The following is a 22,404-nucleotide window of genomic DNA, read 5'->3' on the forward strand; positions in this document are numbered from 1 at the left end:
GGCGGCTGGGCGCGGCGTGCCTGGCGTGGAGGCTTACGGATGCGGTGAGCCTGATGGATCGATGTGCACGGCCTGCAGGCGCCAGTCCCTGACACCGGCGGCGGAGACCGTCATCCACAGGATGGAGCCGGTGTTGTTGTCTGCGTCGCTGAAGCCGTCGAAGACAAAGTTGCCCAGGCTGTAGATCACTGGCTTGCCGTCGATGATTTCGGTGTCCTGGCGAACGTGCGGATGGGTGCCGACGACGGCGTCTGCGCCGGCCCGGATCATCAGGCGGGCCAGCGCATGCTGGCGGGCGTGCGAGGTCTCGCTGTGCTCCTGGCCCCAGTGCATAAAGGGGATGACCACGTCGGCCTGCGCCCTGGCCGCTCGGATGTCCGCCACGACCTGCTCTTCGTCCGCCCAGGCAACGCCCGGGCTGTCCGGGCCGGCTTCGAACCTGCGCGGGAACATCTCGTCGTAGCCCAGCAGCGCGATGCGCAGCCCCTGGCGCTCGATGATGGCCGGGCGGTGCGCCGAGCGCAGGTCGGTGCCGCCGCCGAAGTACGGCAGCCCGGCCTGCTGCAGCCGGCCCAGCATCTGCGCGAAGGCCTCGGGGCCAAAGTCGCCCGAATGATTGTTGGCCAGCGAGACGACGTCCACATGGCGGCGAAGCACGTCCAGCACCCGCGGATGCGCCCGGAAGGTCCAGGGCTTGTCGGCGCGCTTGCCGCCAGTGGCGATGACGCATTCCAGGTTGGCGATGCGCAAGTCCGCCCCCTTCATCGCGCCCATCACCGACCCGAACGGGTCCCGCCCGCGCGCAATGAGCCGCCCTGGCCCGTCGGCCAGCATCACGTCCCCCATCCACGCCAGCCGCACCTCGGCGGCACTCGCCCCCGGCCTGGCAACGCTGGCTTGTGGCAAGGCCTGATGCGCGCTGTCGCCGGTCGCGTCCACGCGGTCCCATCCCTCCGGTGCAGCGCCCTGCCGCACCAACGCACACCCCCAGGCCAATTCCCGGCCCAGTCCGGCCGTGTAGGCCCGTTGCCAGCCGGACAAGCTCGGCCGCCATGCGGCGTGCGAGTCCAGGACCTCATGCGCCGCCGCTGGCCACCGGCTTTGCGACAGCACGACCGCGGGCCCGGTGCCTTCCCGGTCGAGCACGGTGACGACCACCTGGCCAACCCGGTCCCCACCCGCCGCATCGCGCAGCGCAACAGCGCGCAGCTCGAAGCCCTCGCCCACTTTGGCGCTCGATGCGGCCAGCGGGTCGCTGCCCGCCGGCACGCGCAGCGTAGCGGTGGCTTCCCCCGTGCGCATGCCACACAGCAGTTCGGTAGCTTCGGCCTGTTGTGCGGACGCGGGCGCGGTGGCGGCGACACCGGCCAGCAAGGCAGCCACGCCGAGCACGGCGCTGACGGCACCCTGACGACCCCGCGCCGCCGCGCGCCAGGCAAGAGAGAACATGACGACTCCGATGTGAAGAGACCAGGCGTGCGGCGCTTGGCGCAGCACGCTGCTACTTCACTGAACGAAGCGCCGGGCGGGCAATGGACATCGGAGCTGAACTTCTTCACGGCGGCCATCCGGATTCGGTTAATATATGTTTCATATACAAACCATATAGAGCGGCCAGACCATGGGCATTGTGAAGATTTCAGACCAGATGCATGACAACCTGCGGGCGGCGAGCGAAGCCTTGAGCCGCTCGATCAACGCGCAGGCCGAACACTGGATGCGCGTGGGCATGCTGGCCGAGCTGAACCCGGCGCTCAGCCATGGCGAGATCTGCCAGCTGATGCTGCAGGCCAGCCAGCGTGGCGATGGCGGTTTTGCTTTTGTGCTGCCCGAGGTGACGGCTGCGAAGAAGCGGGCCGCGAAAGCAGTGCGGGTGGCGGCATGAGCGCCGTGAAGAAGCCGGCGCAGCTGATCAAGTCGCCAGAAGAAATCGCCATGGCGCGGGCCGCGGGCGCACTGGCGGCCGAGGTGCTGCAGATGATCGCCCCGCATGTGAAGCCGGGCGTCAGCACCGAGCAGTTGGACCGGCTGTGCCATGAGCACATCGTCAAGGTGCAGAAGGCGATTCCTGCCAACGTGGGTTACCACGGCTTCCCGAAGACCGTCTGCACCTCGGTCAACCAGGTCGTCTGCCACGGCATTCCGTCCAGCCAGAAGATCCTGAAGAAGGGCGACATCGTCAACATCGACGTGGCGGTGATCAAGGACGGCTGGTTCGGCGACACCAGCCGCATGTACTTCGTCGGCGAGCCCGGGCCGATGGCCAAGCGGCTGGTCAACACGACTTACGAGGCAATGGTCGCCGGCATCCGACAGGTGCGGCCCGGCGCGACGCTGGGCGACGTGGGCCACGCGATCCAGACGGTGGCGCAGCGCGACGGCTTCAGCGTCGTGCGCGAGTACTGCGGCCACGGCATTGGCAAGGTCTACCACGACGAACCCCAGGTGCTGCACTACGGCAAGCCCGGCCAGGGACTGCGGCTGGAGGCCGGCATGGTCTTCACCATCGAGCCGATGATCAACGCCGGCCAGGCAGGCACGCGCGAGTTGTCGGATGGCTGGACCGTCGTGACCAAGGACCATTCGCTGTCGGCCCAGTGGGAGCACATGGTGGCCGTCACGCCCGAGGGCTTCGAGGTGCTGACGCCCTGGCCCGAAGGCACAGGCGGCTACCCGCCGATCAATTGATCCGTGGCGCGCAGGCCTGGCCAAGCCCGTAGCAAGTAGAAACAAGGAAATTTCAACGCCCGTTCAACCCTGACGGCGCTTTGCGGTACTCACCGCACAGCAGCCAGAAGAGAGGATGGGCAACGATGAATGTTTCGCGCGAGCCAGCGGCCGTGCCCATGCGCTTTCCGGTGAGCCGCCGAGCTTCATCGGCGGCCGTCGGCGAAGCGGGCGCCACCGCAGGCCTGCCTCGGCGGCCAAAGCCCGGCATCCTGCTGTTCAACCCCTGGGCCACGCGCACCCCCCGTGTGCCCAACAGCCTGCTGCACATTGCGGCAGCGCTGGGCAACAGCCACGACATCGAGCTGGTCGACGGCAACCTGGAGGCCGACCCCTGGGCCGTGATCGAGCCGCTGCTGGCCTCCGGCAGGTTCGGCTTCTTCGGCTGCACCGTCATGCCCGGGCCGCAGCTGCGCCAGGCCGTGCCGGTCACGCGCCAGGTTCGCGCGAACTTTCCGCGGCTGGTGACGATCTGGGGCGGCTACTTTCCGTCCAACCATCCGCAGGCCGCGCTGCAGTCCGGCTGCGTGGACTATGTCGTGCAATCGGCAGGCGAAGGCTCGCTGCCAGCCTTGCTGGCGGCACTGTGCGAAGGCCGCTCGCCTGAACTGATTCCCGGGCTGATCTTCCTGCGCACTGGCGAGGTGGTGCGCACCGGCAAGGCGCCGCTGCCGGACCTGGACCTTCAGCCATCGCTGCCACTGGACCTGCTGGCGCGGCGCCACCCGATCCGGCGCTACCTGCCACGGACCTTCCTCGGCCGCCGCACGCATGCCATGCACTCCAGCATGGGTTGTCCGTTCATGTGTGCCTTCTGCGCCGTGGTGCCGCTCTACCAGGGGCGCTGGGTGGCGCGCTCGGCCGAGTTGGTCGCCCAGGACGTGCTGCAGATGCGCGACGCGCACGGCGTGGACGCGATCGAGTTCACCGACAACAACTTCTTCGTTTCCGAAAAACGGGTGCGGGCCTTTGCCGAGCGTCTGCGCGGGCAAGGCGTGGCCTGGTGGGGCGAGGGCCGCATCGACACGCTGGACCACTTCAGCGACCAGACCCTGGCGCTGATGCGCGAGGCCGGCTGCCGCATGATCTTCTTCGGCGCCGAGAGTGGCGACGACGAAGTGCTGGCGATGGTGGACAAGGGCGGGCGCCAGTCGGGTGCGCAGATCCTGCGCTTCGCCGCCCGCCTGCTGTCCTTCGGCATCACCCCCGAGTATTCGTTCGTGCTGGGCTTTCCCAGGCCCACCGAAGCCGAAGTCTGGGCGCAGATCCACCGCGACATCGGCTTCATCCGGCAGCTGAAGCATCAGAGCCCGGCGACCGAAGTCATCCTCTACATCTACAGCCCGGTGCCCACCGAGGGCACTGCGCTGCAGCAGCGCAGCCAGGCCGCGGGGTTCCGCTTCCCGACCACGCTGGAGGACTGGGTCAGCCCGGCATGGGAGTCCTTCGACCTGCACCGCAATCCACTGACGCCGTGGCTCACGCCGGCGATGGTGCAACACATCCATGACTTCGAGACGGTGATGAATGCGCGCTACCCGACGCGCACGGATTTCAGCCTCGGCGACTGGGGGCGGCGATTGATGCAGGCGGCCTCGCTGCCGCGCTATTGGAGCGGCATCTACCGGCGGCCGCTGGAGTTGAAGGTGCTGCAGCGCCTGCGCCGCTACACACGTCCTGAAGTGGAGGGCTTCTATGCTGAAAGCAACTGAACCCGTGATGGCCCAGATGCCAGCGCTGGATGTGGCCCAACAAGCAGTGCTGAGGGCGCTGGCCTACCGGCAGGTGTTCGACTGCCCGCTGTCAGCCGACGAGGTCTGGCAGTTTCTCGACGAACCGGGCGTGTCAGACGGCGAAGTGAAAGCCGCCTTGCAGCGATTGCAAACAGCCGGCCTGGTGGCCTGCCGCGACGGCTTGTTCTGGATCGCCGAAATGGACGATCCGATCGCGCGCTGGACTGCCAACCGTGACCGTGCCGACGCTGCCATGCCGGAGGCACTGGCCGTGGGCCACGGCGTGATGCGATTGCCCTTCGTGGAGGGTGTGGCCATTTCCGGTTCGCTGTCCAAGCGCTCGCTCTCCGAAAGTGGGGACTATGACTTCATGATCATCACGCGCCCGGGCCGGCTGTGGGTGGTCTACGTCCTGCTGCGCATTTATCGCAATCAATTGCGGTCCATGGAGCTGCTTTGCTCGAACTACGTGCTGGCCAGCCACAAGCTTGCGCTGGAGCGGCGGGACGCCTTCACGGCGATGGAACTTGCCACGCTGCATCCCGTGGCCGGGCGGGATTGCCTGACGCGCATGCAACAAGCCAATCCGTGGGTCGATGAATACCTGCCAAACCGGCTGCCTCTGCAGAACTTCGTCGAGCCTGCGTCCTCTGTCCGGCGCAAACTCGGCGAGGCCGTCTTGCGGGGACCGCTTGGCGAATTGGCGGACTGGTGCGCATGGAAACTCATCCATCGGCGCCATCGGCGGAACATTCCGCACTTGCCGTCACTGACCGCCAGGCGGAGCCTGGAACTCAGCCGCGATGTCGCCAAGCTTCACACCTCCGAGTGGAAGTACCGCATCCTCGAGCGTTATCAATCGAACCTCGATCGGCTGCAGCAACTTGCCGGCGCGCCCATTGCTCGCCACACCGTGGACAACACCGTGCTGGTGGCCTCGGCCTACTACTACCGGCTCGATCCGAAGCAGTGGCAGGCAGGCAAGCCTTATCCGCCGCTGGGCACACTGTATGCCGCCGGCCTGGTCCGCAGCCTGGGCTTCCAGACCCAGGTCTTCGACGCCGGCCTGGCCGACAGCGAGCTGGCCTTCCTGCGCCGGCTGGAGCAGGAGCGTCCTGCGTTTGTGGTCCTGCAGGAAGACGGCTTCAACTACCTGACCAAGATGTGCCTGGCGCGCATGCGCGATGCCGCCTTGCAGATGGTGAAGCTGGCACGTGCGTTCGGGGCGCGCATCGTGGTGTGCAGCTCCGATGCCACGGACTTCCCCGAGCCTTACCTGCGCGCCGGCGCCACCGCCGTCGTGCGCGGCGAAAGCGAGGCCACGCTGGCCGATCTGCTGCAGGCCTGGCGCGACCACCGGCCCTGGACCACCATTCCCGGGCTGGTGCATCTGGCGCAAGAGCGCCTGGTCCCGTCGCCCCAGCGGGCGCCCATCACCGACCTGGACCTGCTGCCCGCGCCCGCCTGGGACCTGGTGGACCTGGCACCGTACCGCGAGATGTGGCAGCGCCGGCATGGCCACTTCTCGTTGAACATCGCGACCACGCGCGGCTGCCCTTATGCCTGCAACTGGTGCGCCAAGCCCCTGCACGGCAAGCGCTACACCGTTCGCTCGCCCGAGCAGGTGGTAGAGGAGCTGGCGCAACTGGTGCAGCAACAAGGCGCCGAGCACTTCTGGATCACAGACGACCTGTTCGGGCTGAAGCCGGGTTGGACGCAGCGCTTTGCCGACCTGGTGCAGGCGCGCGGCCTGAAGCTGCGCTACACCATTCAGACCCGCGCCGACCTGCTGCTGCGCGACGCAGAGGATCTGCAGGCCATGGCCTCGTCAGGCCTGGAGACTGCCTGGATCGGTGCCGAAAGCGGTTCGCAGCGCATCCTCGACGCGATGGACAAAGGCATCACGCGGGCCCAGATCGACGGCGCGGTGCAGGCGCTGAAGCAGCACGGCGTGAAGCCGGCGCTGTTCCTGCAGTTCGGCTACCTCGGCGAGACGGCCGATGACATCCGGCTCACGCAGCAGATGGTGGACGAGCTGCGGCCCGACCAGATCGGCATCTCGGTGTCCTATCCGCTGCCCGGCACGGTCTTCCACGAGCGCGTCAAGGCGCAGATGGGCCGCAAGACGCACTGGCTGCACAGCAACGACCTGGACCTGATGTTCCCCGGCAACTTCTCGCCGGCGTTCTACCGGCACCTGCATGCCTACACCTCGCGGCGCTTCCAGGTCATGCGCTGCTGGTCAGTGCTGTGCGGGCAACTGCCCGCATCCCGCCGCGGTGGCCGGCTTCGCGAACTGGCCTCGCTGCTGCGTGCCACGCCGCCACTGCTGCGTGCCCGCCTCGGCCTGTGGCGCGAACAGCGCCAGCCCGCCGAAGCACCGGCAGTCGCCGCATGAACACCGCCGCTTTCGACACCCTCGCATCCGGCTACGACCGCGACTTCACCCACAGCCTAGTGGGTGCGGCGCAGCGTCGCACCGTCTGGGACACGCTGGACCGCTGCCTGGCCCGGCAAAGCCGACCCTGCTCGGTGCTGGAGCTGAACTGCGGCACCGGCGAAGACGCCCTGCACATGGCTCGCGCCGGCCACCGTGTGCTGGCCACCGACGTCTCGCATGCCATGCTGCAGGTGGCCAGCGACAAGCTGGCCCGGGCCGGTCTCGGTGGCGCGGCGCAGACGCGGCCGCTGGACCTGCAGGCGCTGGCGTCCGGCCATGTCACCGCGCAGGAACTGGGCGGCCGGTTCGACCTGGTGTTCTCCAACTTCGGCGGCCTGAACTGCCTGTCGCCCTCGGCACTGCAGGCCCTGGCCGCGCCGCTGGCATCGTGCCTGGCGCCCGGGGGGCAGATCATCGCCGTGGTGATGCCACGCCTGTGTCTCTGGGAAAGCGCATGGGCCCTGCTTCAGCTGCGGCCACGCCTGGCGGCCCGGCGCTGGCGAGGCGGACCCGTGCCAGCCCAGCTCAGCCTGGGCCAGCCCCCGCTGCCGGTCTGGTTCCACGGCGTCCAGGAGATGGACGGTGCCTGGCACACCCATTTCGAGCGCACGCTGGTGCGGCCGGTCGGGCTGGCCGTGCCGCCCTCGGCGCGGGAGGCACTGGCCTCCCGCGCGCCCGGCTGGCTGGCGTTGATGGAACGGCTGGACCGGCGCTGGCTGACAGCCGCCTGGGGCGCGCGCCTTTCCGACCATGTGTTGATCCAATACCGCAGGCGCTGACGATGAGCTTGATCCTCACCCACGGCTACTTCATCGCCGACGACGCGATCGAGCAGCGCATCATGCGGCCCTATCCGCCGCTGGGCCTGCTGTCCATCTCGGCCTGGCTGGACAGGGATGGCATCGACCACCAGGTCATCGATGCCACCTTCCTCGACGCCGAGCGCTTCGTGCAACGCGTGCGTGCGCTGCGCCCGCGTTTGATCGCCTTCTATGTGACGCTGATGACGCGGCGTTCGGTGTTGCGGCTGATCGCCGCCATCGGGGGTGAAGGACAAGAGGGCGAGGACGGCCCGACCATCGTGCTGGGCGGCCCGGACGTGCGCCACAACGCGGCCGACTACCTGCAGCATGGCGCGCACCTGCTGGTGGTCGGAGAAGGCGAGCAGACCATGGCCGATGTGGCCCGCCTGCCGGCCGCCGCTTGCCGGGACGCCAGCGCGCTGGCCGCCATCCCCGGCCTGATCCACGCCGACACGCAAGGCCAGCCGGTGTTCACCGGCGAGCGGAAATTCGTGCCCGAGCTGGACGAGCTGCCGGAGCCTGCCCGCCACCGCATCGACCTGCAGCCCTACTTCCAGGCCTGGCGCGGCGCCCACGGGCAGACCTCGCTGAACATCAGCACCCAGCGCGGCTGCCCGTACAAGTGCAGCTGGTGCAGCCGCGCGGTGTACGGCACCAGCTACCGCCGCCGCTCGCCGCAGCAGGTGGTGGCCGAGCTGGCCAAGCTGGTCGACCGGTACGCGCCGGACCAGTTCTGGTTTGTCGACGACGTGTTCACGATCAACCACAACTGGCTGGCCGGCTTTGCCGACGCGCTGGACGCGGCCGGCCTGCGCATCCGCTACGAATGCATCACGCGGGCCGACCGCATGAACGCGCGCGTGGTGCAGCTGTTGGCGCAAACCGGTTGCTCGCGCGTGTGGATCGGCGCCGAGAGCGGCTCGCAGCGCATCCTGGACGCGATGAAGCGGCAGGTGCGCGTGGAACAGGTCACCGCGATGATCCGCGCCGCCTCCGATGCAGGCATCCAGACCGGCACCTTCCTGATGCTGGGCTACCCGGGCGAGACCGAGGCGGACATCGTCGCCACCGAGCGCTACCTGCGCGAGGCTCGGCCGGACCTGTTCACCGTGACGCTGGCCTACCCGATCCGCGGCACCCAGTTCCACGACGAGGTAGCCGACCAGGCCACGGCCCCTCCCTTCGACCAGGGCAGCGACCGTGACCGCCGCTTTCCCCGCACCTATTGCGATGACTACTACCGCCATGCCGTTCGCCTGCTCACCCACACCCATGCCATGACCACCGCGCTGCATCCCTTCGGCCTTCGCGCGCTGGCCCATCGCGCGGCTTGGTGCCTTTCGCGCGTGGGCATGTGGTGGCACCGCCGCGTTGGGGTGCAGCCGGCATGAGCGCGTCAGAAACGCGGTCTGGCTTGCCGCGCGTCGGGCTGATGGCACGTCTGCTGCGTCGGCCCGAAACGCGCTGGGGCCTGCCACGCCACGGCCTGCTGGCGCGTCTGCTGCGCGGGCCGGTGCGGCGCGCTGTGTCACCGTGGCTGCAAGGTCGGCTCGCGCGTGCCGGCCGCGAGGTCCAGCACTGGCGGCTGGGACGATTGCGGCTGCGGATCGACCCAGGCGTCTTTCCACCAGGGCCGACGCTCAGTTCGGCGATGTTCGTGCGGTGGCTTCTTTCGCCCGACGGCCCCGGTCCCTGGCCCGGCCGGCGCGTGCTCGACATGGGCTGCGGCAGCGGGGTCATCGGGCTGGCCCTGGCCCAGGCTGGCGCCCAGGTGCTGGCGTCGGACATCAACCCTGGCGCGGTGGCGAATGCCGCCGCCAATGCGCAAGCGAACGGCCTGCAGCTGACGGTCGTGCTGGCGGACATGCTGGCGGGCATCCAGACCTCTGCGCTGGACTGTGTGCTGATCACGCCGCCCTATTACCCTCGCACGCCGCGCTCGATGCCGGAGCGTGCCTGGTTCTGCGGCCAGGGTTTCGAATATTTCCACGCGCTCTTCCCGCAACTGGCTGCACTGGATCTTGGGCGCACGGAGGTGCTGATGATCGTCTCGGAGGACTGCGACGAGGAGGGCATTCGCCATGTGGCCCGCACCCACGGACTGGACCTGCAGCTCCGCGGCGCCGGCCAGGCCTGGCTGGAATGGAACGCCTTCCTGCGGGTGGTGCCCGCCACGGGCGATGCGCGGTGACTGTGCACAGCCTCATCCTCCAGGCCCACGTGCTGCTCTCCTGCGGCGCGCTGCTGAGCTGGCTGGCGGCGTTGACGGCTCACGTCGCCCCCTGGCGCCGTCGGCATGCGCTGATCGGCAAAAGCTGCATGCTGCTGGTCGTCGCCAGCAGCGTGTTGGCCGTGGGGCTGGCGGCGGATTCGCGCAACCGCTTCGGCATGCTGTTTGCGCTGCAGCCGCTGGTGCTGGCCTTGAGCGGGGCCGCGCAGTTTCTCCGTTCGCAGCGGGTGACGCGCGCACTCGGCGTCATCGGTTTGCTGGTGGCAGCCGCTGTGCTGGAAGGCTTCTTGCGCCTGCTGGCCACCCGCCAACTGGTCGACGTGCTGGCGTTTGCGTGGACCGCGTTGACACTGGCGGTGCTGGCCGCCCAGGACCTGTGGGCGAAGCCTGGACCGGCCTGGCGGGCCCATGGCCATCGCATGCTCGCCGCGGGCTGGTTCTACCTCGCGGAGCTGGGCATCTTTGTGGTGGACCCGCATCCCAGCGTCATCGCCTGGGCAGTCGCGGCGATGCTGCCGGTGGCTGCGGCCTGGTGGATGCACCGTCGGCCTGCACGAACCGGGACCAGGACGGCCTCGCTGCCGTTGCTCAGCGCCTGGCCTGCACGTCGTCAATGAGCTGCACGGCCCGGTGCAGGCTGGTGTGATCGCGATGGACCCGCTCCAGCGCACGGCGAGCCACCCGCTCCCGCCCGGCCTGGTCGTCCACCCAATGTTCGAAGGCCTCGCGCATCGCGTGAGGCTGCCGCGGCACGGCAATGAGTTCGTCCCCATCGAAATGCTGCCGCGTCAACGGGCTGAGTTCGGTGATCTGGAAGGTGGCGCTGGCCGCCGCGGCATAGACGCGCTGCGTCAGGTCCCCGGCGGATTCGAGCAGCGGTGCGACCAGCGGCGCCAGCGACACACGGGCCATCGCCTGGCAGCGGGCGTGGGCGTCGACCGGCAAGCGTGGCATGCCGAAGCCCCAGGTCTCGCGTTCGCCGAACAGGCCGCGGTGACCGGAGAGGATGCCGCGCATCGTGTGCCACACGGCCCGGATGCGCTCCGGATTGGCCACCGACAGGTGGGCATGATCGAACTCACGGGCCACGCCATGCGGCCGGTCGCGAAACGGGCTGGCCGCCTGCGGCAGCCACACAAAAGGCTTGCCCAGCGCCAGCCACGCGCCAACCGAGCGCTGCATGAAGGGCTCGGCATGCAGCGACAGCAGCATGTCCGCACCCGCGCCGTTGGCTGTGCGCTCGATGCGCCGCGTCTCCGCCAAGGTCAGGGGTGCGAGAGACGTGGCCACATCGCGCGCCGGGATCAGCAAACGTGTGCAGCGCGACGGGCGGTCCAGCCCGACCGCCTGCAGCCGCGTGTGCAGGCGGTCGGTGTCCAGGCCCAGCAACAACGTGGGCTGGAAGTCGCGGACCAGCGCTGGCGTCAGGCCCTGTTCATCGTCGACGCGCAGCACGGCCACGCCGATGTGTTGCAGCGCGCAGCGCAGGTCCTCGAACCACACCCACCCGGCGGGGGACGGCGGCGTCACCAGCAGCACACGTTCGCCGCAGGCCGCACGGACCTGGCTGAAGCGGGCCAGCGTTTGCGCGCACAGTTCGGTGCCCCGCAGTTGCAGCGCCGCGTCCGGTTGTTCAGGTGGCCGCCGCCTGCCGCGAAGCCGGCCGGCGACGAGGCAGGCCTGCACATGGCGACGCATGAGGCTGCGCTGCACCCGGTCGCGCTGTTGTTGCCATCCCACCGTCTTGCGTGCCTCTTCTGCCGGTTTACCGCTCGCCACCACTTTCCACTATGCCATTGCCGGTGCAGGTCCGGCCGGTGTTTCGTTCCACGACCGGGGCCAAGATCCAATGTCCGCACCCTTCTCCAGCGCTGATGCAGCCGCCTGCGCGGCAGACTCGGCAGCGCCACTCGACGTCGGCGCACTGGCCCGCAGCACCGGCACGCCGGCGCCGGCACGCGACTGGCATCCATGGCGGGTCGTGCGCAGGCTGTGGCAACTGTTTGCCACCCGGCCGATGGCCTTGCTCGGCGGGCTGACCGCGGCCTTGTTGCGGGCGGGCCTGCTGCTGGGGGTGTCGATCGCGATCGGCAAGGTCGTCGGTGGTGGCCCGGCCGCGGCCTGGGCGGCGATGACCGCTGGCTTGGGCCTTCTTGCCGCAGCAGCGCTCGGCTACCTCGGGCAGCGCTTGGTCATCGATGCCGTGCACGACGGGTTGACGCGCTTGCGCGAGCGACTGGTGGAGCGGCTGCTCGCATTGCCGGTCGACACCGTGCGGCAACAAGGCGCCGAGCACTTCGTGCTCGCGATGACGCGGGATGGCGAGTTGCTCAACCAGATGGCCAGGGCCTGTTTTGGCGCCCTGCTGCCGGGAACCTTGCTGGTGCTGCTGTGCCTGGGCGGCATCGCGGTGATGCTGCCCGCACTGACGGCTCCGCTGCTCATCGCGCTGGGCCTGCTGTGGCTGGTGCGCCGGCGTCTCTCGCATCGCCTGGCAGGCCAGATGGCCTTGGCACACGAGGCCATCGACCAGCTGTACGAGCAGATGGGCGGCACCGTGCTGCGCCATGAAGTCGCCGTCAGCCACGCCAACGAGCTTCACGAGCAGCAGGCGAGCCGCGCGAAGGTTTCACGCACCCACGCATTGACGCGCGGGCTGGCCAGGACCCAGACCTGGGTGGCCGAGCTCGACGCATTGGCCCTGGGCCTGGTGCTGCTGGGCCTGGTGGCCTGGTTGGCCCTGGCCGGCGGACCTGCGGTGTCGGGCCCCAGCCTGGCCTCGGTGCTGTTCCTGTTGCTGGCCCTGCGCGGGGCCCTGCAGGGCGCGCTGCGCGCCTTGCAGGAGATGGCGCAGGGCGTGCCGGCGCTGGCCAGCATCGAGCGCCTGCTGGCCCTGCAGGCGGCACCTGCGCATCATGGGCAGGTGCCGCCGACCCACTGGCGCGTGACGCTGGAAGGCGTGAGTCGCCGTGTCGGTGCTCGCAGCCTCGTGCGGGATCTCGACCTTGCGCTGGAACCGGGCCGCATCACCGTGCTGACGGGTCCGAACGGCGCCGGGAAAACCACCCTGCTGCGCTTGCTGCTGGGCCTGAACGAAGCCGAGCAGGGCACGCTTCGCGTCGACGGCGTGCCCTGGGCGCAGATCGACCGCTCGGCTTTCCGGCGCGGCGTGGGCCACCTGCCGCAGAACCCGGTGCTGTTCGCCGGCAGCGTGTACGACAACCTGGCCTATGCCGTGGCCGATGCCACGCCGCAAACCGTGCAGCGCATGGCAACAGCCGTGGGCCTGGGGCCGCGGCTGGCCGCCTGGCCTGAAGGTCTGCACGCCAGGTTGGGCCCGGGCGGCAGCCCGTTGTCCGGAGGCGAGCGCCAGCGGGTGGCACTGGCCAGGGTGCTGCTGCGCATGCCGCGGCTGCTGGTCCTGGACGAGCCGACCAATCACCTCGACGGCCCGGGTTCCCAAGGCCTCATGGCCCTGCTGCGGCAGCTGCCCGGCCGGCCGGCGGTGCTCGTCATCAGCCATGATCCCGCCGTCATGGCCCAGGCTGACCGGACGCTGGAACTGGTCGATGGCCGGCTGCAGGCGGGACCGGGCGCCCACCCGTGATACCGTGCATCGCCCCACCCGCCAGCGCCACCTTGTTCGTGGCCCGATCGCCGCTTCATGTCCCTCCGCCTGCCCAGCCTCGCGTGGCCTGCCCTGATCGCAGCGGCAGGCGCGCTGGCCTGTACGACGGCGACGGCGCAAAGCGGGACGGCCGGGCTTGAGGCCAGCTGGCGCGTCGGCGCCAGTTCGCGCTGGCTGGTGCGCGGCATTCCGCTGAGCCGCGACGGCACTGCCGTGAGCTTTGCCGGGGCGGACCTCTACGCGCCGCAAGGCTGGTCCCTCGGGGTGCTCTATGGGCGGCTGGAAACCCAGGCCCATGAGTCCGCGGGGGCAGTCGGCCTGCGCGCGGCGAAGGAGTGGACGCTGGAGGGCCGGTGGGCGGTCACCGCCCAGCTGCGCCACTACAGCTATCCCGGCGCGCCGTCGCTGCTGGGTTGGTGCTACAACGAGGCTGGCCTGAGCCTGTCCGACGCCGACCGCTGGGTGCTGAGCTGGTCCGCCGAGACCCGGCGCGGGCCCGGCTGCAACCAGCACCAGGGCCCGGCGGTGACCAGCCGGTCGCTGGAACTCAACGCCGGCTGGCCGCTCGCGGGTGGCTGGCACCTGGGCGGTGGCGCGGGCTGGCGGCTCTACGGCGGCGGGGACGGCTATCTGTTCGGCCAGGCCGGTGCCGGCTGGCAGCAGGACCACTTCGGCCTGCAACTCGACCGCGTGATGGTCGACCGGTCCGCCCGCCCGCTCTACGGTGCCCCGGCAAACGACAGCTGGGTGGCCAGCATGGTCTGGAGTTTCTGACTTTTTTTCGCCGGCATGCAACCATTTGCAGCCGAACCCGGTACAGACGGACGTCCAGCGCTCGTCTTCCGTCCCGGCCTTCTTCATGTTCCTCCTGCCTTCGCTTCGCCGCCGCCCTGCATCGGCCTCTGTCGCCTCGCCCGACCAGGGCTGGCTGCGGCGCATTGCCGAGTCGCAGGACCGCGACGCACTGGCCGCGCTCTACCGCGAATACCAGCCGCGCCTGGTGCGCTTCCTGGGCCGGGTGACCCGCCACGAGGCCTTGATCGAGGAGGTCATCAACGACACGCTGTGGATCGTCTGGCAGAAAGCCGGCGACTACCGCGGCGAAGCCCGTGTGTCCACCTGGATCCTCGGCATTGCCTACCGCGTGGCAATGAAGGCCTTGCGCGACCAGGACGACCCCTGCTGGCACGGCAGCGACGACGATCTCGAAGCCCTGGCCGGCTTGCAGGACCCCCATGCCACCCACGAGGTGCGCGACTGGCTGGCCAAGGGCCTGGCGCGCCTGCCGGCGGACCAGCGCCTGACGGTGGAGCTGGTCTACGGCCAGGGCCACACGCTGGAGGAGACCGCGGCGATCATGACCTGCCCGGTCGGCACCGCCAAGGCGCGGCTCTTCCATGCCCGCGTGAGACTGCGCAACCTGTTGCCCGACCTGGCCGGCGAACCCCGCCTGGCACGCAGCGAAGGAGCCCAAGATGAATCCCGCTGAGATGCAGCGACACCAGGCCACCTGGGCCCTGCTGCCCTGGCTGGCCAACGGCAGCGCCACGCCCGCGCAGCGCCGCCAGGCCGAAGCCCACCTGGCCACCTGCGCCGACTGCCGCGAGGCGCTGCGCCACGAGCAGCAACTGGTCACCGAAATGGCCGAGCCCGCCACGCCCGGCCCCGAGCTGGAGCAGGGCCTGGCCAAGCTGATGCGCCGGCTGGATGGCGCGAACCTGGGGGCCAGGCGCCCGGCCACCGCCCGACACCGTCCCCGGCAAGGCTGGGTGGCGGGCTGGGCGGCGGCGGCCCAGAGCGGCTTGCGCGTGCCACTGGCCACCGTGGCCCTGGTCGGCGGGCTGCAACTGGTGCTGACCGTTGGCGTGGTCGCCTGGTGGTGGCAGGGCCAGGCCGCCACGGCAACGCCGGCCTACCAGACCCTGACCGACGCACCGGCCGGCACCGGCGCATCGCGCGGCGTGCTGCGCGTGGTGTTCCAGGGCGAGCGCCGCGTTGACGAAGTGCAGGCCTTGCTGCTGCAGCACGGACTGGTGGTGTTGGCCGGCCCGACCGAAGCCGGCGTGTTCACGCTGGGCTGGGCCGAAGGCGCAGGCCCGCGCGATGCGGACACCATTGCGGCCGAGCTGCGCCACCAGCCTGCCGTGATGTTCGCCGAATCCATCGGCCCGGCGCGGTGACGGTGATGGCCAGATGACGGACCTCCGCGGCTGGCTGCTCGGCGCCTGGCTGGGCACCGTGCTGGCACTGCAGGCGGGCTGCGCTGCGCCCGGCATGGGCACACCGCCCGCAAGCCCGCCGCTCACCGGCGGCGCCCCGGCGGGTGACGGCAGCCAGGTCATCGTGGTGGCGGTCAACAACCCGCTGGAGGGCTTGCCCACCAGCGCCGGCTCCACGCCCGGCCTGTATGCCCGCAAGCCGCAGTACGCCACTGGCGCCCGGGCCGAGCAGCTGATGGCCGAGGTCGCGCAGGCCCACGGGCTGCAGCCGCTGGCGGCCTGGCCCATCCGCGTGCTGGGCCTGCACTGCGCGACCTTGCGCGTGCCCGATGGTGTCTCGCGCGAGGCCGTGTTGGCTGCCCTGGCCCAGGACCCGCGCGTGGCGCTGGCCCAGCCGCTGCAGCAGTTCGAGACGCTGGCACAGGCCTCGTCTCCGGCAGAACCCGCGCCTGCCACCCCGGCCCCCGCCATCCCCCGCCACGCGCCCCCAACCGCCAGTTCGTACAACGACCCCTACCTGCCGCTGCAGCGCGGCGTGCTCGCGCTGGGCGTGCCGCAAGCCCACCGCTGTTCCCGCGGCGACGGCGTGCGCGTGGCGGTGATCGACACCGGCGTGGACACCGCGCACCAGGACCTGGGCAGCGCCACGCCGGAGGCCGCCAACTTCGTCGACCACGACAGCGTCCAGTTCCGGCGCGACCGCCACGGCACCGAGGTGGCCGGGCTGATCGCCGCGCAGCCGGGCAATGGCATCGGCATCGTCGGCATCGCACCCGGCGCGCGGCTCACGGCGCTCAAGGCCTGCTGGGAGCTGCCCGACGGCCGCGCCACCTGCAATTCCTTCACCCTCTCGCAGGCGCTGGCCGCCGCGCTGGACGGTGGCGCGCAGGTCATCAACCTCAGCCTGGGCGGCCCGCCGGACGGGTTGCTGGCGCGGCTGTTGCGCCAGGCGATCGCACGCGGCGTGGTGGTGGTGGGTGCGCTGCCGCCGGCCGGCACGCGCGCAGGCTTTCCGCTCAACGTGCCCGGCGTGATCGCGGTGCAGGACGCCACGGCCGACCCCTTTGGCACCGCCGCGCTGGCAGCCCCCGGCCGCGAGGTGCTGACGCTCACGCCCGGCGGGCGCTACGACTTCGCCTCCGGCACTTCGATGGCCGCGGCGCATGTCAGCGGCATTGCCGCGCTGCTGCTGCAGCGCCAGCCGCAGCTCGACGGGCCGCACATCGAGAAGCTGCTGCGCGAGCAGGCGCCCTCGGCCACCGAGGTCAACGCCTGCCGCGTGCTGGAAGCGCAAAGCTCCACCTGCCACTGCAGCATGCCGCGTTGAGCGGCGAGGCCTGGCGCGCCGCGAGCGGCATCGGCGCAGACACCTTTTCTCACCAACATCGCACGCGGCCTTCAACCATTTGGCCCGCCAACGGCACCTACGCGCAGACCCGCTGCGCACCAAGCGCAGCAGCCCAGCTTCCTGCGTTTCAAGGAGCCTCCGATGAACTTTGTTCGCCGCTCGCCTTTCCCCGATTCCACACGCCGTGAATGGCTCGCGCACAGTGCCACGGCGGCCCTGGCCTTGGGCGGCCTGGGCTGGTCCAGCCTCGCGGCCGCGCTGGCACCCGGTGACGTGCTGCCGGTGCAGAGCGCGCCCGGTGCCGCCGGCCAGCCCGCCGTGGCGCTGTTCGACGGCAAGGCCCGTGCGACCTACATCGACTTCTGGGCCTCCTGGTGCGGCCCGTGCCGCCAGTCCTTCCCGTGGATGAACCGCATGCAGGCCAAGTTCGGCCCGCAAGGCTTGCGCATCGTCGCGGTGAACCTCGACAAGCAGACCGCCGACGCGCAGCGCTTCCTGGCCGAGCTGCCTGCCCAGTTCACGCTGGCCTTCGACCCCTCGGCGGACACCGCGCGCCGCTTCGGCGTCAAGGCCATGCCCAGCTCGGTATTGCTGGGCGCTGACGGCAAGGTGCTGGCGACGCATGCCGGCTTCCGCGAAGACGACATGGCCCCGCTGGAAGCCCGCCTCGCCGCTGCGCTCTCAGCTTGAGGCATCTCTTTCAAGAACCCCTTCAATCGACAACACGATGAACCCTTCACTTCGCAACGGCCTGCTGGCGAGCCTGCTGCTCGCCACGGCCGCCCTCGGCGGCTGCGCCGGCTGGCAAGCGCCGCAAGCCTGGGAAAAAGGCGCGCTGGCCCGTCCGGAAATGACCATGGCGGGCGACTCGCTGGGTGACCGCTTCGACCAGCACATCTACACCAGCAAGGAAAACGCCTCGGGCGGCTATGGCGTGGGCGGAGGTGGCTGTGGCTGCAACTGACGCAAAACCAGGTCCCGCTGCTTCATCCGGCCCCGTGCTGGGCGGCGTGCTGGCCGCGGCGCTGCTGCTGCCCGGCATCGTGGCACCGGCCAGGGCCGAGACCGCACCCGAGCAGGGCGTCATCGCGATCAAGCAGCTGTCCTACCAGGACTGGCAGCCCGGCCTGCAGCGGGTGCATGTGAGTGCGCCGTCGATCTACGCGCTGGCGCCGCTGGACGCCCACTGGTCGCTGGAAGGCTCGTTCGTGCGCGATGGCGTGTCCGGCGCCTCGCCACGCCACCACAGCGCCATCTCCAGCGCCTCGCACATGGACGACCAGCGCCACGCCGGCGACCTGAAGCTCACGCATTACGACGACCGCCAGGCCTGGGCCATCGGCGGCGCCTGGTCCAACGAGCACGACTACAAGTCGCGCACGCTTTCAGCCGAATGGCGGCTCTCCAGCGAGGACAACAACCGGACCTGGAACATCGGCCTGGCGCGCAGCAACGACAGCATCGGCTCCAGCGACGACGACACCTTGCACGAGCACCGCGGCACCTGGCAGCTGCTCGCCGGCGTGACGCAGGCCGTCTCGGCAGTGGACCTGGTGCAGCTCAACCTCGGTGCCAACTGGGGCCGCGGGTATTTCTCGGACCCGTACAAGTTCCCCGACATCCGGCCGCGCTCGCGCAACCAGTACACCGCGCTGCTGCGCTGGAACCACCACATCGAGCCACTGCAGGCCACGCTGCGCACCAGCTGGCGAATCTACGACGACAGCTTCGGCGTGCGCGCCCACACGCTGGAAGCCGCCTGGGTTCAGCCGCTGGGCGAACGCTGGAGCGTGACGCCCACGCTGCGCTACACCACGCAAAGCGCCGCGAAGTTCTACTTCGACCCGGTGTACGACCCGGTGCAGGGCGAGCCCTTCCCACCCGGCTTCGACGGTCAGCACCCGGCCTCGGCCGACCAGCGGCTCTCGGCCTTCGGTGCCTTGACCGGCGGGCTGCGCGTGGACTGGCGCGTCGACGCACAGTGGAAGATGGACCTCAACTACGAACGATACGAGCAGCGCGCCGGCTGGCGTGCCGGCGGCAACGGCTCGCCCGGCCTGTCCACCTTCTCGGCGCGCTGGTGGCAGTTCGGCCTCTCGCGCAGCTTCTAGGCGGCGGCAGCCATCACGACCATGCTGCAGACCTGGCACGAACCGGCCGACGGCTGGCACCTCGCTTTCGAGGCCATGGCCTCGCGTTGCGAGATCGTGCTGGGCGGCGCCGGCACGTCGGCCGGCCCGACGATGCGCCAGGCCGGCGAGGCGGCGATGGCCGAGGTCCGGCGCATCGAGGCCAAGTATTCGCGCTACCGGGCCGACAGCGTGGTCTCGCGCATCAACGCCGCTGCCGGCAGCGGCCAGCCGGTGCCCATCGACGAAGAAACCGCCGGCCTGCTGGCCTTCGGTGACCAGTTGCACCACCTCAGCGAAGGCCGCTTCGACCTCACCAGCGGCGTGCTGCGTCGGGCCTGGGACTTCCGCGCCGCGCGCGAGCCCAGCGCGGCGCAGCTGGCCGAGGTGCTGCCGCTGATCGGCTGGCCGCGCGTGCAATGGAACCTGCACGAGGTGCTGCTGCCGCAGGCCGGCATGGAACTGGACTTCGGCGGCATCGGCAAGGAATACGCCGCGGACCGGGCGCAGGCCGTGCTCGCGCAGGCCGGGCTGCGGCATGGTTTCGTGAACCTGGGCGGCGACCTGCGCGTGCTGGGCCCACGCGCCGACGGCCGGCCCTGGGCCTTCGGCATCCAGCACCCGCGTGAACCTGGCGCGGTATGCGCCACGCTGCAGCTGCGCGACGGCGCATTGGCCACCAGCGGCGACTACGAACGCTTCTTCGTCACCCCCGATGGCCGCCGCTGCTGCCATGTGCTGGACCCGCGCAGCGGCCGGCCGGTGACGCACTGGCAGTCCATCAGCGTGGCCGCGCCGGTGTGCGCCGCCGCCGGTGCGCTCAGCACGCTGGCCATGCTGATGGGCGCTGAGGGCGCGGACTTCCTGCGCCAGCAAGGCGTGGCCTTCCTGGCCATCGACGCGCAAGGCCAGGCCCACGCACACGAGCCCGCCTGGCCCCCCTCTTCCGACGCGGCGCCCGCGCTTCCGCCAGAACCTCCCTCCCTCTTCCACTTCACCGCACCCCCCACACCATGAGCCTCCTCTCCTCCTTCCGGCCCTGGCGGGCTTTTGCGGCTGCACTGGCTGCAGTGGCCCTGGCCACTGCGGCCGGCCTGCCTGTGGCCCGGGCCGCAGGGGCCGAAGCTGCAGCCTCGGCCGCCCCCGCAGGCGACAGCTTCCTCGACCCCGCCGACGCCTTCCGCCCGCAGGTCGCGGTGGACGGCCAGGCCGTGCAGGTGACCCTGCAGGTCGCCCCTGGCTACCACCTCTACCGCGAGCGTTTCTCGCTGCAGGCAGAGGGCGGCGCGGCCCTGCCCCCGGCCACGCTGCCGCCGGGCCGCTCGTACTTCGACACCAACTTCAACCAGACGATGACGCTGTGGGAAGGCACGGTGCAGGTCCGCCAGGCGCTGCCGGCGGGCGAACTGCCGCCGGCGCTGGCGATGAGCTACCAGGGCTGCGCCGACCGCGGCCTGTGCTACCCGCCGCAGCAGGGCACGGTGCACCTCTCGCGGGACGCCGGCGGCCTGCTGCAGGCCCGCTGGGAGCCCGCGGCCGACCTGTTCGGTGCGCCGCCGGCCGGCGAGGCCGCGAAGGACGCGGCACCGGCCGTGGCCAGCACAGCCCCACCGGCCGCGGACGACGCCGGCAACACGCTGGCGCTGTCCTCGGGCAGCCTGCTGAAGGTCGTGCCGCTGTTCCTGCTGGGTGGGCTGCTGCTGTCCTTCACGCCCTGCGTGCTGCCGATGCTGCCCATCCTCTCGTCCATCATCGTCGGCCAGGGCACGCCGGTCTCGCGCTCACGCGGCTTCACGCTGGCGCTGGCCTATTCGCTGGGCATGGCGCTGGTCTACACCGGTGCGGGCGTGGCCGCGGGCCTGCTCGGCTCGGGCTTTGCAGCGGCGCTGCAGAACCCCTGGGTGCTGGGCAGTTTTGCGCTGATGCTGTCCGGGCTGTCGCTGTCGATGTTCGGCGTGTGGGAACTGCAGATGCCGTCCTTCATCCAGGCCCGCGTGAACAATGCCTCCAACCAGCTCGCTGGCGGCCGCCACCTGGCGGTGTTCGGCATGGGCGGGCTCTCGGCGCTGCTGGTCGGCCCCTGCGTGGCCGCGCCGCTGGCCGGTGCGCTGGTCTACATCAGCCAGACGCGTGACGTGCTGCTGGGCGGTGCCGCGCTGTTTGCGCTGGCCATGGGCATGAGCGTGCCGCTGCTGCTGCTGGGCCTGTCGGCTGGCAGCCTGTTGCCGCGCGCCGGCCGCTGGATGGAACAGGTCAAGACCTTCTTCGGCCTGATGCTGCTGGCCACTGCGCTGTGGCTGGTCTCGCCGGTGCTGCCGGCCGGCGTGACGATGTTCGTGCTGGGCGCAGGCGTGATGGTCGCGCTGATGGCGCTGGGCACCTTCAACGCCGGCCGCTGGCCGCTGTGGCGCGGCATTGGCGGCGTGGCGGCGCTGTGGAGCATTGCGCTGATGGCCGGCGCGCTGTCCGGCGGCGAGAGCGTGCTGCAGCCGCTGCGCCACCTGGCGCGCAACAGCGGTGGCTCGGCCCGAGACACGGCCACCGCCGCAGCAGACGCACCCAGCTTCCGCCGCATCACCTCGCTGCAGCAACTGGACGATGCGCTGCGCACGGCCGGCAAACCGGTGATGGTGGACGTGTACGCGGATTGGTGCGTCTCCTGCAAGGAAATGGAACACCTCACCTTCCGCCACGCCAGCATCCAGCCGCGGCTTTCGCGCGCGCTGCTGCTGCAGGCCGACGTGACCGCCAACACGCCCGAGGCCAAGGCGTTGATGAAGCGCTTCAGCTTGTTCGGCCCGCCGGCGGTGCTGTTCTTCGACCCGCGCGGCACCGAGCTGGCCAGCGCCCGCACCATCGGCTTCGAGCCGGCCGAGGCTTTCGCCCGCCGGCTGGACGCCGCCCAGTTGTGACCCTTGTCCATCTCACCCCCACCCCATGAGCATCACCACCACACACGCCCAGGTCCTGATTCTTGGCTCCGGCCCGGCCGGCTATTCGGCTGCTATCTACGCTGCGCGGGCCAACCTGAAGCCGCTGCTGGTCACCGGCATGGCCCAGGGCGGGCAGCTGATGACGACCACCGAGGTCGACAACTGGCCGGCCGACGTGATGGGCGTGCAAGGCCCGGAGCTGATGCAGCGTTTC

At 70.3% G+C, this 22,404-nt stretch carries 21 protein-coding genes; 19 read left to right on the plus strand and 2 right to left on the minus strand.

Annotated elements, in window-relative coordinates; genetic code table 11:
• Positions 1-33: 33 nt before the first annotated feature.
• Positions 34-1,449 carry a CapA family protein gene (locus tag ACAH41_RS13070; RefSeq protein ID WP_325651354.1) on the minus strand — a complete coding sequence of 472 codons (1,416 nt, stop codon included), beginning with the start codon at positions 1,447-1,449 and terminating at the stop codon, positions 34-36.
• 172 nt (positions 1,450-1,621) lie between these two features.
• Here ACAH41_RS13070 and ACAH41_RS13075 point away from each other — a divergent pair, with 172 nt between their 5' ends.
• The 8 genes from ACAH41_RS13075 to ACAH41_RS13110 all read left to right on the plus strand — a co-directional run bounded on the left by ACAH41_RS13075 (position 1,622) and on the right by ACAH41_RS13110 (position 10,550).
• The gene (locus ACAH41_RS13075) at positions 1,622-1,885 is read left to right on the plus strand and encodes a ParD-like family protein (protein ID WP_325651356.1); all 264 of its coding nucleotides are present in this window, start codon (positions 1,622-1,624) and stop codon (positions 1,883-1,885) included.
• Positions 1,882-2,688, plus strand: a complete 807-nt coding sequence (map, locus tag ACAH41_RS13080) for a type I methionyl aminopeptidase (protein WP_325651358.1) — start codon at positions 1,882-1,884, stop codon at positions 2,686-2,688. The genes ACAH41_RS13075 and map overlap by 4 nt, the downstream gene beginning before the upstream one ends.
• A gap of 125 nt (positions 2,689-2,813) precedes the next feature.
• Entirely contained in the window at positions 2,814-4,439 is a 1,626-nt protein-coding gene (locus ACAH41_RS13085; RefSeq protein WP_325651360.1) for a B12-binding domain-containing radical SAM protein, read from the plus strand.
• Positions 4,423-6,858, plus strand: coding sequence for a radical SAM protein (locus ACAH41_RS13090; RefSeq protein ID WP_370538321.1), 2,436 nt, complete (start codon positions 4,423-4,425; stop codon positions 6,856-6,858). Before ACAH41_RS13085 ends, ACAH41_RS13090 begins: the two co-directional genes overlap by 17 nt.
• Positions 6,855-7,679 (plus strand): methyltransferase domain-containing protein, encoded by an 825-nt coding sequence (locus ACAH41_RS13095; protein ID WP_325651363.1) that lies wholly within the window; start codon positions 6,855-6,857, stop codon positions 7,677-7,679. The genes ACAH41_RS13090 and ACAH41_RS13095 overlap by 4 nt, the downstream gene beginning before the upstream one ends.
• Before the next feature lie 2 nt (positions 7,680-7,681).
• Positions 7,682-9,094, plus strand: coding sequence for a B12-binding domain-containing radical SAM protein (locus ACAH41_RS13100; protein ID WP_325651365.1), 1,413 nt, complete (start codon positions 7,682-7,684; stop codon positions 9,092-9,094).
• A 23-nt stretch (positions 9,095-9,117) separates the two neighbouring features.
• Positions 9,118-9,894, plus strand: coding sequence for a methyltransferase (locus ACAH41_RS13105; protein ID WP_370538322.1), 777 nt, complete (start codon positions 9,118-9,120; stop codon positions 9,892-9,894).
• On the plus strand, positions 9,891-10,550 hold the full coding sequence (locus tag ACAH41_RS13110; RefSeq protein ID WP_325651369.1) for a hypothetical protein: 660 nt from the start codon (positions 9,891-9,893) through the stop codon (positions 10,548-10,550). The genes ACAH41_RS13105 and ACAH41_RS13110 overlap by 4 nt, the downstream gene beginning before the upstream one ends.
• Here the strand turns inward: ACAH41_RS13110 and ACAH41_RS13115 are convergent.
• On the minus strand, positions 10,522-11,673 hold the full coding sequence (locus ACAH41_RS13115; RefSeq protein ID WP_325651370.1) for a glycosyltransferase: 1,152 nt from the start codon (positions 11,671-11,673) through the stop codon (positions 10,522-10,524). The genes ACAH41_RS13110 and ACAH41_RS13115 overlap by 29 nt on opposite strands.
• Before the next feature lie 109 nt (positions 11,674-11,782).
• Between ACAH41_RS13115 and ACAH41_RS13120 the strand changes: the two genes are divergently transcribed.
• The 11 genes from ACAH41_RS13120 to ACAH41_RS13170 form a co-directional block, all read left to right on the plus strand.
• Positions 11,783-13,540, plus strand: coding sequence for an ATP-binding cassette domain-containing protein (locus ACAH41_RS13120; protein ID WP_325651372.1), 1,758 nt, complete (start codon positions 11,783-11,785; stop codon positions 13,538-13,540).
• Between the two features lie 57 nt (positions 13,541-13,597).
• The gene (locus tag ACAH41_RS13125; RefSeq protein ID WP_325651374.1) at positions 13,598-14,335 is read left to right on the plus strand and encodes a hypothetical protein; all 738 of its coding nucleotides are present in this window, start codon (positions 13,598-13,600) and stop codon (positions 14,333-14,335) included.
• Positions 14,336-14,420: 85 nt separating this feature from the next.
• Entirely contained in the window at positions 14,421-15,050 is a 630-nt protein-coding gene (locus tag ACAH41_RS13130; protein WP_325651376.1) for a sigma-70 family RNA polymerase sigma factor, read from the plus strand.
• Positions 15,037-15,741: a zf-HC2 domain-containing protein gene (locus ACAH41_RS13135; protein WP_325651378.1), complete on the plus strand. Its 705-nt coding sequence runs from the start codon at positions 15,037-15,039 to the stop codon at positions 15,739-15,741. The genes ACAH41_RS13130 and ACAH41_RS13135 overlap by 14 nt, the downstream gene beginning before the upstream one ends.
• 13 nt (positions 15,742-15,754) lie before the next feature.
• Entirely contained in the window at positions 15,755-17,107 is a 1,353-nt protein-coding gene (locus ACAH41_RS13140) for a S8 family serine peptidase (RefSeq protein ID WP_325651380.1), read from the plus strand.
• A 162-nt stretch (positions 17,108-17,269) separates the two neighbouring features.
• Positions 17,270-17,818, plus strand: a complete 549-nt coding sequence (locus ACAH41_RS13145) for a TlpA disulfide reductase family protein (RefSeq protein ID WP_325651381.1) — start codon at positions 17,270-17,272, stop codon at positions 17,816-17,818.
• 37 nt (positions 17,819-17,855) lie between these two features.
• Complete coding sequence (locus tag ACAH41_RS13150) at positions 17,856-18,092, plus strand: DUF4266 domain-containing protein (protein ID WP_325651382.1); 237 nt, start codon at positions 17,856-17,858, stop codon at positions 18,090-18,092.
• Positions 18,093-18,126: 34 nt separating this feature from the next.
• On the plus strand, positions 18,127-19,239 hold the full coding sequence (locus ACAH41_RS13155) for a DUF3570 domain-containing protein (RefSeq protein WP_325651384.1): 1,113 nt from the start codon (positions 18,127-18,129) through the stop codon (positions 19,237-19,239).
• A 21-nt stretch (positions 19,240-19,260) separates the two neighbouring features.
• The gene (locus ACAH41_RS13160; protein WP_325651385.1) at positions 19,261-20,274 is read left to right on the plus strand and encodes an FAD:protein FMN transferase; all 1,014 of its coding nucleotides are present in this window, start codon (positions 19,261-19,263) and stop codon (positions 20,272-20,274) included.
• Positions 20,271-22,169: a protein-disulfide reductase DsbD gene (gene dsbD / locus ACAH41_RS13165; protein WP_325651387.1), complete on the plus strand. Its 1,899-nt coding sequence runs from the start codon at positions 20,271-20,273 to the stop codon at positions 22,167-22,169. Before ACAH41_RS13160 ends, dsbD begins: the two co-directional genes overlap by 4 nt.
• 25 nt (positions 22,170-22,194) lie before the next feature.
• Positions 22,195-22,404, plus strand: a 210-nt coding sequence (locus ACAH41_RS13170; RefSeq protein ID WP_370538323.1) for an NAD(P)/FAD-dependent oxidoreductase, incomplete at its 3' end; no start/stop codon positions are given.

The sequence above is a fragment of the Ideonella sp. genome, assembly GCF_041287625.1.
Lineage (GTDB): Bacteria > Pseudomonadota > Gammaproteobacteria > Burkholderiales > Burkholderiaceae_C > Ideonella.

Excerpts from the sequence above, each read along its gene's own strand:
- ACAH41_RS13095 (WP_325651363.1), top strand. The coding sequence starts at position 6,855 with ATGAACACCGCCGCTTTCGACACCCTCGCATCCGGCTACGACCGCGAC.
- ACAH41_RS13140 (WP_325651380.1), top strand. The coding sequence starts at position 15,755 with ATGACGGACCTCCGCGGCTGGCTGCTCGGCGCCTGGCTGGGCACCGTG.
- ACAH41_RS13145 (WP_325651381.1), top strand. The coding sequence starts at position 17,270 with ATGAACTTTGTTCGCCGCTCGCCTTTCCCCGATTCCACACGCCGTGAA.
- ACAH41_RS13120 (WP_325651372.1), top strand. The coding sequence starts at position 11,783 with ATGTCCGCACCCTTCTCCAGCGCTGATGCAGCCGCCTGCGCGGCAGAC.
- ACAH41_RS13125 (WP_325651374.1), top strand. The coding sequence starts at position 13,598 with ATGTCCCTCCGCCTGCCCAGCCTCGCGTGGCCTGCCCTGATCGCAGCG.
- ACAH41_RS13075 (WP_325651356.1), top strand. The coding sequence starts at position 1,622 with ATGGGCATTGTGAAGATTTCAGACCAGATGCATGACAACCTGCGGGCG.
- map (WP_325651358.1), top strand. The coding sequence starts at position 1,882 with ATGAGCGCCGTGAAGAAGCCGGCGCAGCTGATCAAGTCGCCAGAAGAA.
- ACAH41_RS13100 (WP_325651365.1), top strand. The coding sequence starts at position 7,682 with ATGAGCTTGATCCTCACCCACGGCTACTTCATCGCCGACGACGCGATC.
- dsbD (WP_325651387.1), top strand. The coding sequence starts at position 20,271 with ATGAGCCTCCTCTCCTCCTTCCGGCCCTGGCGGGCTTTTGCGGCTGCA.
- ACAH41_RS13160 (WP_325651385.1), top strand. The coding sequence starts at position 19,261 with ATGCTGCAGACCTGGCACGAACCGGCCGACGGCTGGCACCTCGCTTTC.
- ACAH41_RS13135 (WP_325651378.1), top strand. The coding sequence starts at position 15,037 with ATGAATCCCGCTGAGATGCAGCGACACCAGGCCACCTGGGCCCTGCTG.
- ACAH41_RS13090 (WP_370538321.1), top strand. The coding sequence starts at position 4,423 with ATGCTGAAAGCAACTGAACCCGTGATGGCCCAGATGCCAGCGCTGGAT.
- ACAH41_RS13070 (WP_325651354.1), bottom strand. The coding sequence starts at position 1,449 with ATGTTCTCTCTTGCCTGGCGCGCGGCGGCGCGGGGTCGTCAGGGTGCC.
- ACAH41_RS13150 (WP_325651382.1), top strand. The coding sequence starts at position 17,856 with ATGAACCCTTCACTTCGCAACGGCCTGCTGGCGAGCCTGCTGCTCGCC.
- ACAH41_RS13130 (WP_325651376.1), top strand. The coding sequence starts at position 14,421 with ATGTTCCTCCTGCCTTCGCTTCGCCGCCGCCCTGCATCGGCCTCTGTC.
- ACAH41_RS13085 (WP_325651360.1), top strand. The coding sequence starts at position 2,814 with ATGAATGTTTCGCGCGAGCCAGCGGCCGTGCCCATGCGCTTTCCGGTG.